Here is a 15327-nt window from a genome sequence, read left to right as displayed (position 1 = left end):
AAGCATATAGCGACTAGATTCATCTGCTCGATCTTCTTCAATATGGCTACTGTTGTGATGCCGTCAAACTCCATTTTACGAACCTTTGAGAAAAGAATGTTCTCATAGATCTCTTCTTTGCCAATCTTCATACGCTGACGAAAGTATTAGCAAAAGAATATGTGTAAGCTTTCATGTTATAGTAGAAATATCTAATAAGATCTTTACAAGGATCATTATAAGTTACCATATCATTTTTACGCTATTAAAACTTAGTATATACATAGCCTTGTTATTTTATCTTTCTTCAAAATAGGTGGATGATACGGATACAAATCTAGCACATATTATATGCTTATGCTTCTCCTACGATGCTTAAATTACCCTTATAAAATTCAGGAATATCACCTGTTGCAATTGAAACAATTTCTCCTGAATTTCTTGCTTCAACACAAGCATCTGATACAACTGCGACAACATAACCATCCCATGCTGTTGGACCACTTACAATGCCTTTTTTCGTAGAATTAATCCAGTCTTGAAGCTCTATGTCATAAGACTCAATGAAGCGATCTTTCCAGTCTACTAAAATTTCCGTTGAAAGCTTAGCTTCGCTTCGCATAATGACGCTAGAAGGCTCAGGTAAATTAGCTGTGCCTGTTTCTCCCACAACTTGGCACTGAATATCGTAACCAAATTGGCAATTCACAAATACTTCAACATCAATTCGAATCCCTTTTTTCGTTTCTAATAGAACCATAATAGGATCTTTTAATCCGTTTTTAGCAAGAGACGAAGTTCTTGGGGTAACAATTTGCACAGAAGCATAGTCGTCATTTAGCAACCAGCGTAGAACATCGATTTCATGAACAAGCGTATCTGTAATCGCCATGTCACCGATGTATGTATCAGGAACCGTTGGATTGCGGTGTGCGCAGTGAACCATTAGCGGTTCTCCAATTTTTTGATAATCAAGCACATTTTTTAGCGCCTGATATCCTTTGTCATAGCGACGCATATACCCAACTTGAACAAGTGGTTTTCCGTAAGCCATTTCTGTATCTACAATCTTTTTGCATCCTTCTGCTGTTGTTGCAAGAGGTTTTTCACAGAAAACCGGCTTTCCTGCCTTAATCGCAGCAAGCACGAACTCTTCATGTGTTGGTCCCCATGATGTTACAATGATAGCATCAACATCTTCTGACTGAATAAGCGCATGACCGTCCTCGTATACTTTAGCATTTAACTTTTCTACTTCTACAATTTGTTTCGCTTGTTCTTGATTTACATCTGTTACAGCAACGATTTCTCCCCCGGATAAAACGTTCGTAATTCTGCGAATATGATCTTGTCCAATTGCTCCTGTCCCAATTACACCAATTTTCAACGTCATATTTTTTCCTCCTTTAAGATAAAGCGCCCTCTGCTTTATTTGGCTCTAGAAACTTCATATGAAGATGTTTTCTTTCTCCATAAAACAACGGCTAATGTAGCCACTATCCCTAAACTTCCTGCAAAGTAAAACCCTGCTTCAATCCCTAGATGCGAATTTAACAAGCCTGCAAAAAAAGGGCCTGCAAAGATTCCTATTGCATATAGAGCTTGATACGCTCCCATTGCTGTTGCTTTTTTCTGTTCTGGAATGGACTTAACACTCATTCCAAGCATAAGTGGAAAAATGATTCCTAATGAAAAACCGTTAACACTTTGAATAATACACAACAAAAGCTTCGTATCAGTGAACGGAATAAGACATGTAAAGCATCCAGCGGTAAGGAAAGCTAGCTTTAAAACTGTCCATTCTCTAAACCTTGAAAGAAATACCTTTTCAATAACAAGCGGCGCAATAGCATGTGGAATCATAAAAGAAAAAACAATAAAAGTGAGTTCGTTTTCTGTTAGACCTATATTCAGCGCATAGTTTGGAGTGAAACCAAACATAGTTGAGAAGATAATGCTATGTGCCAAAATTGATAAAAATGATATTTTCAACAAAGTAGGATTTCGCATAACTGAAAGAAGTTCTTTCATTTTAATTGGTTCTCTTTCACTGCCCTGTTTATCTTCAAAAAGCATGAAAGACAACAGAAGTCCAATCAAACTTGAAACACTTCCAATCCAAAACGGTCCATGCCAGCCTAAATGACTTACAACATAGCCGCTCAGCATCATTCCTAACAGCTGTGCTAGCACAACGATAAAGGAAATGCTGTTCATCGCTCTATTTGATTTTTCTCCTTTAAAGTAGCTCCCATAAAGAATGGTAAATGCCACCCATGTTGCAGCCCCGAACCCAGCTAAACAGCGTGAAATGAAAACGAGAGTTAAGCTATCTGTAAAAGTGAACAAAAGACAGCTTGTTGAACTTGCCAACATTCCCAAAATAATAAACGGTTTTCTTACACGCGTAAGATCTGAAAAAATTCCAAGCGGAAGCCGGAAAAACAGCTGCATCAGACCATAGCTACTTAAAACAAGCCCAATAAAAGCATAGTTTCCACCTAATGAGCTCATATAAGGAGAAAATATAGGAACATAGATAAATTGTGAAAACCAAAAAAGAAAAGATACAACAGCAAAAATGCCGATATCTCTGACACTATGAAAAGCTTTCAATCAATCACTTCCAATTATCTATTCACAGGTTTTATAAAGGTAACCTATGTTTGTAATCGATTTCATTTTAGTTTTTATTAAACCAGGAAAGGTTTCCCCTTCCTGGCTTTTATTTTAGTAGCGAGCTGTAACCATTTTCTTTCTTGTATAGAACTCAACACCATCTGTACCATTTGCATGTAGATCACCATAGAAAGAGTCTTTCCAGCCAGAGAATGGGAAGAATGCCATTGGAGCTGGAACTCCTACATTAATACCTAACATGCCTGATTCAATCGTTTCGCGGAATGTACGAACGCTTGATGCACTGTCTGTGTATAGGCAAGCACCGTTTGCAAAACGAGAGTTGTTTGCAATTTCAATTCCTTCTTCAAGCGTTTTAACACGGATGATAGAAAGTACAGGAGCAAAAATTTCATCCTGCCAAATTTTCATTTCTTGTGTTACGTTATCAAAGATTGTCGGTCCAACAAAATATCCGTTGCCTTCTACAGCTTCATCGTTACGACCATCGCGAACAAGTTTTGCACCTTCTTCAACACCATTTTGGATGTAGCCAAGCGTACGCTCTTTATGGTTTTCACGGATTACTGGTCCTAGGAATACATTTTCATCTAGTCCATTTCCGATTACCATATTATTAGATTCTTCTACAAGTTTAGCGATAAGCTCGTCTGCTACGTCTTCTTGAACCGTTACAACAGATGCAGCCATGCAACGCTCGCCAGCAGAACCAAAAGCAGCACCAATGATTTGTTTTGTTGCACTATCAAGATCTGCATCATTTAACACGATAGAATGGTTTTTCGCACCAGCTAGTGCTTGAACGCGTTTTAAGTTTTCTGTTCCTTTTTTGTATACATATTCAGCAACTGGCTGAGAACCTACGAATGAAATAGCTTTTACATCTTTATGCTCAAGAAGTCCGTTTACAACATCATGTGCACCGTTTACGATATTTAAAACGCCTTTTGGAAGACCAGCTTCTTCAAATAGCTCTACAAGACGAGCTGCTAAAAGCGGTGTTCTTTCAGATGGTTTTAACACGAATGTATTTCCGCAAGCAATTGCAAGTGGGAACATCCAGCATGGTACCATCATTGGGAAGTTAAACGGTGTAATTCCGCCAATAACTCCGATTGGATAACGATACATACCAGATTCAATATTTGTTGCGATATCTGGAAGTTGTTTTCCCATCATAAGTGTTGGAGCGCCTGCAGCAAACTCTACGCATTCGATTCCGCGCTGTACTTCACCACGAGCTTCGTTAAAGCTTTTTCCGTTTTCAATTGTAACAAGCTTTGCAAGCTCATCCCAGTTATCAACAAGAAGCTGCTGATATTTAAATAGAATACGAGCGCGTTTTGGAACCGCTGTTTTTGACCATGTTTTGAAAGCTTCGTTTGCTACTTGAACCGCTTGATCGACGTCTGATTTTGTAGAAAGAGGTACTTCTGCGATTACTTCGCCTGTTGCTGGATTGTAAACAGATTCTGTAAGTGTTGTAGATGATGCTACCCATTGTCCACCAATATAGTTTTGAACTTCTTTTACTGTTGTTTGTGCCATGAATATTCTCCCCTTTGAGTTGTTTTATACTTCGTGATTTTTATGCTTTTTGCAATACTTCTTCAGCCGTCTCCATAAATCCTTTAATTTCTTCTATGGTTGGCATTGCATCTGAGCTACTGTGCTTAGAAATTACAATAGATGCGGAAGCTCCTCCAAAGCGCATCGCTTCTGCAACAGAGTAATCATGCATGAGTCCATAAATGAAAGCTGAAGCATATGAGTCACCAGCACCGAATGTTTTCAGCACTTTTGTTTTAAAGATGCCCCCGCGGTGAGATTTCCCGTCATTTGTATACGCAATAGATCCATCTCCACCATGTTTAATTACGACAATTTTGGCATTGTGGGAGAACCAACGCTCTGCTGTTACTTGATCATTTGACTCTTCTAGATTTAACAGTTTTTCCATCATGTCAAATTCTTCTCGTGTTCCAATAATTACATCTGATTTTTCCGCAGCTAAGTTGTAGTAAACAGCTGTTTCGGCTTCAGATGTCCATGTATATGGACGATAGTCAATATCAAAGAAAACTGGAACATTATTTTTTCGTGCATATTCAAGTGCCATAAACACTGCTTCACGCGAAGGGCTTTTAGCAAGTGCTGTTCCAGAGATTAGAAGAGATTTTGATTGTTTAATATACTCTTCAGATACTTCTGTTGGTTCTAATTTTAAATCTGCTACATTGTCTCGATACATTAGGATACTGCATTCTTCAGGACTTTTGATTTCTGTAAAAGCAAGCCCTGTTACAGCTCCTGTTTTATCTGTAATAACGCTATCTGTATTAATCTCGTGCTTTTCTAGGTAGCTTGTAATAAAGCGGCCCATTTGGTCGTCGGCAATTTTACCAATAAAACCTGTTTTCATTCCTAAACGAGATAAGCCGATCGCGATATTTGCAGGAGAACCTCCAACATATTTTGTAAACGTCATTGTTTCTTCCATTGGACGATTGATTTCATTTGCATTCAAGTCGACACAAAGTCTGCCAATAGCCACTAAATCAAATTTCTTTTCAGAATCGAATGTTAAATAGCTCATGTTATCCTCCCTTTACTTTAGCGCTAGCTTATCTTCCATAATCCACTCATGGTCTTTGCTATTGTTAAATTTCCATGTGCGAACAGGTCCAGCCATAACGTTTAAATAATATACTTCATATCCTGGAGGAGCTGATACAGGATGATAGCCTTTTGGAACTAATACAGCATCTCCATCTTTAATAACCATTGTTTCATCAAGAGATTTGTCGTCTGTGTAGACGCGCTGTACGGCAAATCCATGACCAGGATTCACGCGGTGGTAGTATGTTTCTTCCAAGTATGACTCGTGCGGCAAGTTATTTTGATCATGCTTGTGAGGAGGATAGCTTGACCAGTTTCCTTCAGGTGTAAAAACTTCTACGACAAGAAGGCTATCAGCTGGCTTTTGTTCTGGAAGAATGTTTTGCACTTTTCTTGAAATATTGCCAGCTCCTCTATCTTCAACACCTACATCCTCTGGGCCGATTAAGCGAGCTTCGTATGTACCTTTACCAGGCGCTGCACATACGGCAATTTCTAAATCTGTTAGAGCCTCAACTTCATACTCATCCTCATTTGGAATGTAAACAGAGTATGGAGGAATTTTTTCAAAAACACTCATTCTCTCTCCGATATTTTCAAATGTTTCTTTTTTAGTAGACACGTTCGCTTTACCTGTTAGTAACACAACGCATACTTCTTGATTTCCTGTTTCTTTTTTAAGTTTTTTTCCTTTTTCTAAAGCGTACACTTCAAATCCGATATATTCCCATCCTGCTGATTCTGGTGTAATACTTAATACTTTTCCTTCTTCATCAGGTGTTTGACTTGGTACAATTAAATCTGCCATACTTTGTCACGCTCCTAGTTAAGAATTTTAACGCTATGCTTAATACTTTCTAGCCGTTTGTAATACGCTTTCTTTTCTTTCATAAGCATCTTGAATTGATTGTTTCTTAGACGTTTCTGCAACGCCAATGTTCCACCATGATTCAAAATCTCTTGTCATTGTTTTTGGCAATACTTTAATATCTAAAAGCGTTGAAACTTCTTGTTTTTTAGAATCTTCAAGCGCTTCTTTCAACTGTTCCATTGTTGTTACTTGATACGTTTTCACTCCGTATCCTTCAGCACTTTTTGCAAAGTCAATTTTGATAAGATCGCCATCCATCTTGCCTGTTTCTTCATTGCGGTAGCGGAACTCTGTACCAAAGCTTCCCATTCCATTGTTCATTTGTAAGTTATTAATGCACCCAAATGCCGCATTGTCGATAAGAACAATATTGATTTTTTTGCGCTCTTGAATACTTGTCACAAGTTCAGAGTGAAGCATAAGGTAACTTCCGTCTCCTGTCATTACATATACTTCTTTTTCAGGCTCAGCCAGCTTAACACCAAGCGCTCCTGAAACTTCATAACCCATACAAGAATAGCCATACTCCATGTGATACGTATTTGGTGTGCGCGACTTCCACATTCTTTGTAAGTCACTTGGAAGACTTCCTGCAGCACCGACAACAATTGCATCATCTGCTACATGTTCATTTATAAATTCAAGCACTTCTGTTTGTGTAATCGTTGAGCCAAATTGCTCAGCAAACTCAGGTAATACGTGTGGAAGATGATCTCCTGCTTCTGGAATAAATTGATTTTCATCATATCGAATGCTGTATAAACGATCCACTTCTTTATTCCATGCTTCTTTCGCTCTTTGAATTTCATCACTATAGCTTGACTTGTAATCGATGTTTGAAAGTTCTTCTTCAAGTTTTTGTAGAGCTAACTTCGCATCACCAACAACTTTTGTTGCATCAAGTTTGTAAGCATGATATTCAGATGTATTAATAGATAAGAACTGAACATTTTCGTTTTGGAAAAGCTGTTTAGATCCTGTTGTGAAATCTGAGTAGCGAGTTCCAACACCAATCACAAGGTCAGCTTCTTTTGCCATTAGGTTAGAAGCGAGTGTTCCTGTGATTCCAATTCCCCCTAAGTTGTGAGAGTGAGAGCTTTCAACGGCGCTTTTTCCAGCTTGTGTTTCTCCATAAGGGATATTAAATTTCTCTGAAAAGCTTTTAAGAGCTTCAGCAGCTTCTGAGTAACGTACCCCGCCACCACAAACGATAATTGGCTTTTTCTTTTCTTTAATAAGAGCCACCGCTTCTTTGATATCACTTTCTGTTGGAACACGGCGATCAATACGATGAACGCGTTTCTTAAAGAAGTATTCTGGAAACTCATATGCTTCACCTTGCACATCTTGTGGAAGACAAACTGTAACAGCTCCAGTATTTGCAGGATCTGTTAACACGCGCATCGCGTTAATCATCGCTGTCATTAAATGTTCTGGACGAGTTACGCGGTCCCAATATTTACTTACCGCACGAAACGCGTCATTTGTTGTTACCGTTAAGTTATGATAATGCTCAACTTGCTGCAGAACTGGATCTGGTTGACGTGTTGCAAATGTGTCTCCTGGAAGAAGCAAAAGCGGAATATTATTTGCTGAAGCTGTTCCAGCTGCTGTTACCATATTCGCTGCTCCTGGCCCTACTGATGATGTACAAGCAATGATCTTTTTGCGATGATTTTGCTTGGCATAAGCTGTTGCAGCAAGAGCCATTCCTTGTTCATTTCTCCCTTGATAAACTCTTAGATCGCCAGCATCTTCTTCAAGTGCTTGTCCTAGACCTAATACGTTTCCATGTCCGAAGATTGTAAAAACTCCTTGTACAAACTTCTCTTCTTTACCATCAAACTCTACATATTGTTGATTCAAAAACTTTACTAATGCTTGAGCTGTTGTTAAACGAATTGTTTTCATAGCATTCCTACCTTATCTTTGTAGATTGCTGATCCCATCCTATATAAAATGCGATGGAATCGATTTCATTTAAACTTAAAAAAATATTAATCTCTTTTCTTTTAATATACTATAAATCTTTATTATTAAGCTCTTTTTCATTCGAAAAGAAAACTAACAGATGAAATATTATCCTCTTTTTTAAGAAATCGATTTCATTTAATGCTTCTTTTATCCTTTGTTCTACTCTTACCTTGTCACTTTTCAGCATTTTTTGTTGAATGTTGTCGTATAAGTAACTTCACAACTTATAGAAAACTTGAAAGCTTCAGAGATAGAGTAGAAACCTCCTGAAATCGATTTCATTCACTTAATAATAAAACGTTTTCTTCTATGGTCTTAGTGTATAATATGAAAACGCTTTTGTAAACCTTTTTTAAAAAAATTTTTAATATTAAAATATACTTTTTATGATCGAGCATCCATAAGAAATGGATGCCCTTTTTCATATCATCCTCTAATCGTTTTGAGCAACTACAATATTTATATTATTTCTTTCTGCGTAGTTTCCATAGCTTTCATTTGGCGAAGCATCTGTAATTAAATAATCTAACTCCGCTAATTCACAATACGTAATAAGCGCATACTTATCAAACTTTGTATGATCAATAAGTAAAAACACTTCAACACTTCTCCTTACAACAGCTTGTTTAATTTCACTTTCAACAGGAGACGAGTTTGTAACCCCGTTGGAAATGGAAACACCTGTTGAAGCCATGAAAGCTTTGTTCACGTTATACGTTTTTAATAAGTCCATGTTCTTAAAACTTGAAAATGATTTTGTTTCACGTTCAAGTGCCCCACCCGTTGAAATGACTTTTAAATTCTCATAAGGAAGAGCATATACAATGAAATCAAGATTGTTTGTAATAACGGTTATATTTTTATTTTTCACAAACTCCAACATTTCAAGCGTTGTTGTACCTGAGTCGATGAAAATAACGTCTCCGTCTTCTACATAATTTGCCGCTTCTTTAGCAATTGCTTGCTTTGCAAGCTGGTTGCGGGTTTTTCGATCGTTAAATGACTCAAGTTGAGCATGATCAACCGCAACTCCACCATATACTTTTTTTACTACCCCTTGATCAACGAGCATTTGTACATCTCTTCGAATAGTATTTTTAGAAACGTCAAATACGGTTACAAGCTCATCTAAAGAGACGGACTGATGTTCAAGAACGTAGTCTTGAATTTGTTGAATTCGTTTAGCTTTTAACATTTCTATCTTCCTATTCTTTTATAATATTGAGTTCATAAACGTATACTTTCCCTTTTATGCTTTGCCGCTTGTTTTAAATTCTTTCATTTTTTCTTTTACTGTATTCATAACAGCTTCTTTTCCAGGAATTAAGAAATCATGTGGATTATACGTTTCTGTATTTTGTTCAAGAGCGTTACGAACGGCTTTTGTCCATGACATGAGACATTCTGTATTTACATTGATTTTAGCATGACCATAGTCAATAGCCTTTTGAATTTGATAATTTGGAATTCCAGAACCACCATGTAATACAAGGGGAACGTTCGTTAAGTTTGAAATGACCTTCATTTCTTCAAATCCAAGCTTTGGCTCTCCTTTATATTGACCATGAACAGAGCCAAGCGCAGCAGCCAACGCATCTACTCCTGTCTCTTGTACAAGACGCAAACATTCTTGAGGGTCTGCATACACTATATTACCAAAAAGTCCATCTTCCATACCACCAACAGTTCCCACTTCCGCTTCAACCGAAACTCCTCTTGCATGAGCATACTCGACCACTTTTTTAGTAACGGCAATATTTTCATCAATTGGAGAATGAGAACCATCAAACATAACAGAGCTAAATCCTGCATCAATAGCTTCTTTACACCGTTCAAAACTACTTCCATGATCAAGATGTAAAACAACAGGAACAGTAATATTCATCTCTTCAACAAGGGAACTCACCATTGCTGAGATTGTTTTAAATCCACCGAGATAATCTACTAGACGATCTGATGCAGCTGCAATAACAGGGGCTTTTTCTTCCTCTGCCGCCTGTAAAATAGCTTGTATCCATTGCAAACTATTAATGTTATATTGTCCAACCGCATATTTTTCTTCTTTCGCTTTTACTAGTATTTCTTTCATTGAAATTAGTTTCGTTTGCACTACCGTCATTATACAGCACCTCTTCTATTAAAGTATCAAATTTAACCCTACATAAAAACAAATAACTTGTAAGCACTTTCATTAAAACTTTTAAAAATAAGAATCAGCTTTCAAGATTATCACTTTATTATTAATTCTTGGTTATGTTTTGGTTATATCTATTCCTATCATAAGTATAAAAGCGTTATCAGTCAATATTTTTTTCCTTTCGAGCAAAGAACTATCCTCTTTTAGCTAAGTTTATAGGGAGAAAATAAACAAAAAAAACTCTCCTATTTGGAAAGAAAGTTCTCCTTTTATCCTTTTTTGTTTCTGTTGATATGCCACAGTTGCCAAAATTTTTGTTGTAGATAGCTATTGTCTACAATTCCTGCTAATCGAAAAGCTGGAGTTTCTCCTGGAACATTAGATTTCAACGTGTTACTTGCTCTTCCATTACTAATTAAAACGAGACAGCTTGGTCTAAATTCATTATCACGAAGGTCTTGATCTAATAGTTTTTCAAGACTATATTTTGAAGCAAGCTTTTGACTAATAACAATCACTTTCATATGATAGCTTATAATAAGCGTATCGTTTTCTAATGAAACGTTTCTCCCTATTTCGTGAATAGAGTTTCCTGTTTCACTCACATTAATATAAGACTACTGAACATCTGAATTATGACCTATTTCTTCTTGAAGCAAGTCAACGTCTATTTCGCGCTTGTTTTTGCTAGCTTCTCTTTGTTGCTTCTTATTCTCCGTCTTTTTACCTTTCTGTTGTTGAGCTTTCATACTTCATCATCTTCTTCACGCTGAATCCATTCAAACATCTTATAAATACCGTATGGAACAATAAAGACAATAAATGCTTGAACAAAAGTCGTCCATTCTGGAATATAATTCACTACTGTTTTCCACATGCTCATCACCTTACAAATTGCTAGTTACATCCTTACTAGTTTCAATTAATATAAGAAGCGAACGTACCTCTTATACAAAGCTATTCATTTTTCAATCTAAACAAAGCAAAAAGGTTTTCTGGAAGTTTCCAGAAAACCTTTTTGCTTATATTCCTCATTACTTCTTTTGAGAGACTTTATGATGATCGATTTCGCAATGAAATTAGAACTTTCAACATTCTTATTCATTTCTCAAGATTAAAAATGATAGAATCTTCAGCTATTTATTTTGAGATAACTTCTTTGTCTGCTATAGCAGGAGCTTGTTTATAGTTTCTGAAGTTTTCCTCAATTTGCTCCAGTGTCAGACCTTTTGTCTCAGGAAGAGCTTTTTTCACAAATGTAATAGCTACAATTCCTAATACAACAAAAACGAAGAACGTTGTAGAAAGTCCAATAGCAGCAAGCAAAATTGGGAAAGTTAAGCCAACAAGGAAGTTGGCAATCCATAGACAAAATACGGTAATTCCCATTCCCATTCCACGCATACGAAGCGGGAAAATTTCTGAAAGCATGAGCCATGTTACAGGTGAAACAGCTCCTTGTTGGAACGCTAGAAACGTAACTGTTAACGTTAGTACAATATACGGAAGAGCCGGTGACCCTTCAAGCGTTAAGGAAAGAATTCCAATTAAAAGAAGTGCTGATGTTGTACCAATAAGGCCTGTAATAAGCATTGGCCGACGCCCAACTTTACCAAGCAGCCAAATTCCGACAAATGTGGCTAGAACGGAGATGACACCATTGGCAATGTTCCCAACAAGAGCTGCCTCTGTTCCAAACCCTGAATCTTTTAAAATTTCAGTTCCATAGTACATAATTGAGTTAACACCTGTGATTTGCTGAACAACCCCAATCCCAATCCCGATAAAAATAAGACGGCGAATCCATGGAACAGAAAGATCCTTTAAAGTTGCTTTCTTCATGTTCTCTTCTTGTTTAAACGCTGTTTCAATTTCTAATACTTCTTCTTTAGCTCGTTTTTTCTCACGCATTTTTTCTAAAACGGTTAATGCTTCTTGACTTCTTCCTTTTGAAACAAGCCATCTTGGACTTTCAGGAACTTTTAACATACCGAAGAAAAGAATAACAGCTGGAACCGCAGCAATTGGAAGCATATAGCGCCAAACTTCTGGATTATGTCCAAGTGTTGTACCGAGAATAGCATTAAAGGTAAATGCTAAAAGCTGACCAGTTACAATCATAAGTTCATTTTGGGTTACGATTCGACCTCTTCTTTCAGATGGAGACACTTCTGCTAAATAGGCAGGAACGGTTACAGAAGCTCCCCCTACAGCAAGTCCTAATATAAAGCGAGAAATAATCATGACAGTAGCGTTTGGAGCAAATGTACATCCTAATGTTGAAATAAAGAATAAAACAGCAAGATATAAAATGTTTGTACGCCTACCATGATGATCTGAAAGCCTTCCACCAAAAATGGCACCAAATGCAGCACCAAAGAGTAGGGCACTTGTTACAAGACCTTGTGTAACAGAATTTAAATCAAGTTGGCCTTTTTCTGACATATAAGGCAATGCACCGTTAATAACTCCTGTATCATAACCAAAAAGAAGACCGCCAAACGTTGAAATAATAATGACCATACTCAATGAGGAATTTCGATTCATATCAACCTCTCCTATCTTTTTACAAGTGGATTGAGCTTCTCGTTAATATACTTTCTAGCTATTAAAGCATATTCTAAAGGATGTGCAACTGATGGATCTTGTTCTGCTTCAACAACAATCCATCCTTTGTAGTTGTATTCAAGGAGGGTTTGATAAACTTCGGTAAAATCAACGTATCCATCTCCAGGTACTGTAAACATCCCCATTAGAAACGACTGTTGAAACGATTTTCCTTCTTTTCTGCATCTCTCCATTATTTCTTTTCTTGCATCTTTAAAGTGAACATGTCGAATACGGTTGATATGCTTATGCAAAAGCGTCATATAATCTCCATCTGATACGTAAATATGACCTGTATCATAAAGAAGATGAACGACATTTGGATTCGTATTTTCCATTAAGCGATCAATCTCACTTAACGTTTGAACTCCTGTTCCCATATGATGATGATAAACAAGCTTTAACCCATACTCACAAGAGATTTCACCTAATCTATTTAATCCAGAGCATAAAACATCCCACTCTTCATCTGTAAAATACGGTTTTTCATCAAAAACATTTTTATCTGTACCTTGAACACTATATGTTTGTTCTGATACAACAGCAACATCTGCTCGCACCTCTTGAAGGAATTTGCAATATTGATGAAAATCTTGTTCTACCTTCTCGATTCCATCACGAATAATGAAGCTGCTGAACCATTGACCCGCTATTTTTAAATTACGAAGTTCAAGCTCTTTATTTAGAATTTTGGCTTCAGGAAAAAAACCGCCAACTTCCGTACCTTGAAACCCCGCTACGACAATATCACTTAACAAGTGTTGCAATGTATTTTCTGCGCCAATTTCAGGAATATCATCATTTCTCCAACCTATTGGAGCAATCCCCCATAAAATATCCTCTGTTTTCATCTTTTCTCCCTCTTTCATGTAACATGTTTTCATTTCTCTTTCTAACCTGAATACGCTTTCAGAGTTAACAAAAAAGACAAATACTAACTTTTTGTTATCTCTTTGTCACCTATTGGTTAACTTGTTTTTAATTTTAATATTAAAAGCGCTTTCAGTCAACAAAAAAATCAGGATTTTTCCAGCAACTCCTATTTCCTTACACACCTATGAAATGTTAAATTTCATTAAATTTCTTTTCCTAAAAGTTTTCTAATCTACTAAAAAAGAAAAAGCTTGTTCATCTCCTGAACAAGCTTTTTCTCTTTCATCCTTTGTATATTGTTATTGATACTCTACCTATATTGCCCCTTTGTTAGCTGAACGAACGCAATTTTCAACCTATTGAATTCCTTCAACACCTGATTTAATTCGAGAATACCAAATATCCTTTTATTCTCCTTCTGTCATCTGCTGCTTCCATTGCCTGCGCAAAGTGTGTATAAGACCATGCTTTAAACACTCCTTCAAGATCTCCTCTACCAATTCGCTCTCACGTTCTCCTTCTACCATTGCCAAGCGCATTGGCTGTTTAACTATTAATCATCCGTATTTCCTCTTTTGTTAACTTTCCTTATATTAATAACCAATGCTTGTTAAATAATCAACGCTTTGCTTTACATCTCGTAAACTTGTACTATAGTTTCTCGGATCTCGTTCTTGTTCAATTGTGATATATCCGTGATAATCGATTTCTTTTAATAATTCATGAATTGATGAGTAATTAATGATTCCTTGTCCAATAGGGCACATGACGCCTTTTTTGCAAGCATCAAAAAAGCGAATTTTTTCGTTCATCACTTCTTTATATATGTCTAAATTAATATCTTTGAAGTGAACGTAATCTAAGCGATCAGCACAGTTTTTGATCCATAAATAAGGATCCATTTTAGAATAATATAAGTGTCCCGTATCTAAACATAAGCCAGCTGTTTCATAAGGAATATCTTGCATAAGTTTTGTTATTTCATCTTCAAACTCAATGTATCCACCAGCATGAGGATGTATAACAGGACGGACACCATACTTGTCTCGCGCATATTCAGAAAGGGTTCTAATGTTTTTCATCATGCCAGCCCATCTCCCTTCCGATAACCGTTCTGCTTTGTCAGAATGTCCTGCGCTATAATCTCTTTCATCATGTCCCCAATCAATAATGACAAGATAGGGGGTTTTGAAATGCTGACCTTGTACTTGTGGCAATTGTGGTAATTGGGTAATAAGTGAACATATATCATCTACTTGATGCAATAAGTTTTCTACATTTTCTTTATCAACTAAATTATCAAAAATAGTTCCGGCAATAATCGTTAAATTATGTTTTGCAAGTTCTTCTTTGACTTGCTTAATGTTCATTGGAATATATCCATAAGGTCCAAGCTCAATTCCTTTATATCCAGCTTGTGATGCTTCTTCTAAAACAAGCTCCCATGGAGGCAAGTATGGATTTTTAGGATCATCAACACCCCAACAACAAGGTGCTCCAGCTATTTTAATAGTCATATAAATTCCCTCCTCACATTATTATTTTGAAATAAAGTTATTTTGATTAACTTTTGGTTGACTTTCCAGCATTTCTTCCTATGTTTTTAAAAATATTATGAAAACTTTCC

General features: G+C 36.7%; 14 protein-coding genes. All 14 read right to left on the bottom strand.

Features of this window, described 5'->3' with window-relative positions; all coding sequences use genetic code 11:
- Positions 1-334: 334 nt before the first annotated feature.
- The 14 genes from MOC86_RS14730 to MOC86_RS14665 all read right to left on the bottom strand — a co-directional run bounded on the left by MOC86_RS14730 (position 335) and on the right by MOC86_RS14665 (position 15217).
- Complete coding sequence (locus MOC86_RS14730) at positions 335-1372, bottom strand: Gfo/Idh/MocA family protein (RefSeq protein WP_268584832.1); 1038 nt, start codon at positions 1370-1372, stop codon at positions 335-337.
- A gap of 35 nt (positions 1373-1407) precedes the next feature.
- The gene (locus MOC86_RS14725; protein WP_268584831.1) at positions 1408-2595 is read right to left on the bottom strand and encodes an MFS transporter; all 1188 of its coding nucleotides are present in this window, start codon (positions 2593-2595) and stop codon (positions 1408-1410) included.
- 114 nt (positions 2596-2709) lie between these two features.
- Positions 2710-4167 (bottom strand): CoA-acylating methylmalonate-semialdehyde dehydrogenase, encoded by a 1458-nt coding sequence (locus tag MOC86_RS14720; protein ID WP_268584830.1) that lies wholly within the window; start codon positions 4165-4167, stop codon positions 2710-2712.
- Positions 4168-4207: 40 nt separating this feature from the next.
- Positions 4208-5215, bottom strand: a complete 1008-nt coding sequence (iolC, locus tag MOC86_RS14715; RefSeq protein WP_268584829.1) for a 5-dehydro-2-deoxygluconokinase — start codon at positions 5213-5215, stop codon at positions 4208-4210.
- Between the two features lie 12 nt (positions 5216-5227).
- Positions 5228-6046: a 5-deoxy-glucuronate isomerase gene (gene iolB, locus MOC86_RS14710; RefSeq protein WP_019395393.1), complete on the bottom strand. Its 819-nt coding sequence runs from the start codon at positions 6044-6046 to the stop codon at positions 5228-5230.
- Between the two features lie 39 nt (positions 6047-6085).
- Positions 6086-8020, bottom strand: coding sequence for a 3D-(3,5/4)-trihydroxycyclohexane-1,2-dione acylhydrolase (decyclizing) (gene iolD / locus MOC86_RS14705; RefSeq protein ID WP_268584828.1), 1935 nt, complete (start codon positions 8018-8020; stop codon positions 6086-6088).
- Between the two features lie 496 nt (positions 8021-8516).
- Complete coding sequence (locus MOC86_RS14700; RefSeq protein WP_268584827.1) at positions 8517-9278, bottom strand: DeoR/GlpR family DNA-binding transcription regulator; 762 nt, start codon at positions 9276-9278, stop codon at positions 8517-8519.
- Between the two features lie 54 nt (positions 9279-9332).
- On the bottom strand, positions 9333-10202 hold the full coding sequence (gene fba, locus MOC86_RS14695; protein WP_268584826.1) for a class II fructose-1,6-bisphosphate aldolase: 870 nt from the start codon (positions 10200-10202) through the stop codon (positions 9333-9335).
- 287 nt (positions 10203-10489) lie between these two features.
- Positions 10490-10825, bottom strand: a complete 336-nt coding sequence (locus MOC86_RS14690; protein WP_268584825.1) for a hypothetical protein — start codon at positions 10823-10825, stop codon at positions 10490-10492.
- A 12-nt stretch (positions 10826-10837) separates the two neighbouring features.
- Positions 10838-10969 carry a hypothetical protein gene (locus MOC86_RS14685; protein WP_268584824.1) on the bottom strand — a complete coding sequence of 44 codons (132 nt, stop codon included), beginning with the start codon at positions 10967-10969 and terminating at the stop codon, positions 10838-10840.
- Positions 10966-11097: a hypothetical protein gene (locus MOC86_RS14680; protein WP_268584823.1), complete on the bottom strand. Its 132-nt coding sequence runs from the start codon at positions 11095-11097 to the stop codon at positions 10966-10968. Before MOC86_RS14680 ends, MOC86_RS14685 begins: the two co-directional genes overlap by 4 nt.
- Before the next feature lie 263 nt (positions 11098-11360).
- Positions 11361-12767 carry a sugar porter family MFS transporter gene (locus tag MOC86_RS14675; protein ID WP_268584822.1) on the bottom strand — a complete coding sequence of 469 codons (1407 nt, stop codon included), beginning with the start codon at positions 12765-12767 and terminating at the stop codon, positions 11361-11363.
- 11 nt (positions 12768-12778) lie between these two features.
- A complete protein-coding gene (gene iolE / locus MOC86_RS14670) occupies positions 12779-13678 on the bottom strand; it encodes a myo-inosose-2 dehydratase (protein ID WP_268584821.1) in 900 nt (299 codons plus the stop codon).
- Positions 13679-14293: 615 nt separating this feature from the next.
- Positions 14294-15217: a TIM barrel protein gene (locus tag MOC86_RS14665; RefSeq protein ID WP_268584820.1), complete on the bottom strand. Its 924-nt coding sequence runs from the start codon at positions 15215-15217 to the stop codon at positions 14294-14296.
- Positions 15218-15327: the final 110 nt, after the last annotated feature.

Source organism: Priestia endophytica, from assembly GCF_026790145.1.
Taxonomy (GTDB): domain Bacteria; phylum Bacillota; class Bacilli; order Bacillales; family Bacillaceae_H; genus Bacillus_I; species Bacillus_I endophytica_A.
This window is presented reverse-complemented; position numbering and strand designations above follow the sequence as displayed.

Coding starts and splice junctions, on each gene's coding strand:
- MOC86_RS14730 (WP_268584832.1), bottom strand. CDS start 1,372: ATGACGTTGAAAATTGGTGTAATTGGGACAGGAGCAATTGGACAAGAT.
- MOC86_RS14720 (WP_268584830.1), bottom strand. CDS start 4,167: ATGGCACAAACAACAGTAAAAGAAGTTCAAAACTATATTGGTGGACAA.
- iolC (WP_268584829.1), bottom strand. CDS start 5,215: ATGAGCTATTTAACATTCGATTCTGAAAAGAAATTTGATTTAGTGGCT.
- iolB (WP_019395393.1), bottom strand. CDS start 6,046: ATGGCAGATTTAATTGTACCAAGTCAAACACCTGATGAAGAAGGAAAA.
- iolD (WP_268584828.1), bottom strand. CDS start 8,020: ATGAAAACAATTCGTTTAACAACAGCTCAAGCATTAGTAAAGTTTTTG.
- MOC86_RS14700 (WP_268584827.1), bottom strand. CDS start 9,278: ATGTTAAAAGCTAAACGAATTCAACAAATTCAAGACTACGTTCTTGAA.
- fba (WP_268584826.1), bottom strand. CDS start 10,202: ATGACGGTAGTGCAAACGAAACTAATTTCAATGAAAGAAATACTAGTA.
- MOC86_RS14685 (WP_268584824.1), bottom strand. CDS start 10,969: ATGAAAGCTCAACAACAGAAAGGTAAAAAGACGGAGAATAAGAAGCAA.
- MOC86_RS14680 (WP_268584823.1), bottom strand. CDS start 11,097: ATGTGGAAAACAGTAGTGAATTATATTCCAGAATGGACGACTTTTGTT.
- MOC86_RS14675 (WP_268584822.1), bottom strand. CDS start 12,767: ATGAATCGAAATTCCTCATTGAGTATGGTCATTATTATTTCAACGTTT.
- iolE (WP_268584821.1), bottom strand. CDS start 13,678: ATGAAAACAGAGGATATTTTATGGGGGATTGCTCCAATAGGTTGGAGA.
- MOC86_RS14665 (WP_268584820.1), bottom strand. CDS start 15,217: ATGACTATTAAAATAGCTGGAGCACCTTGTTGTTGGGGTGTTGATGAT.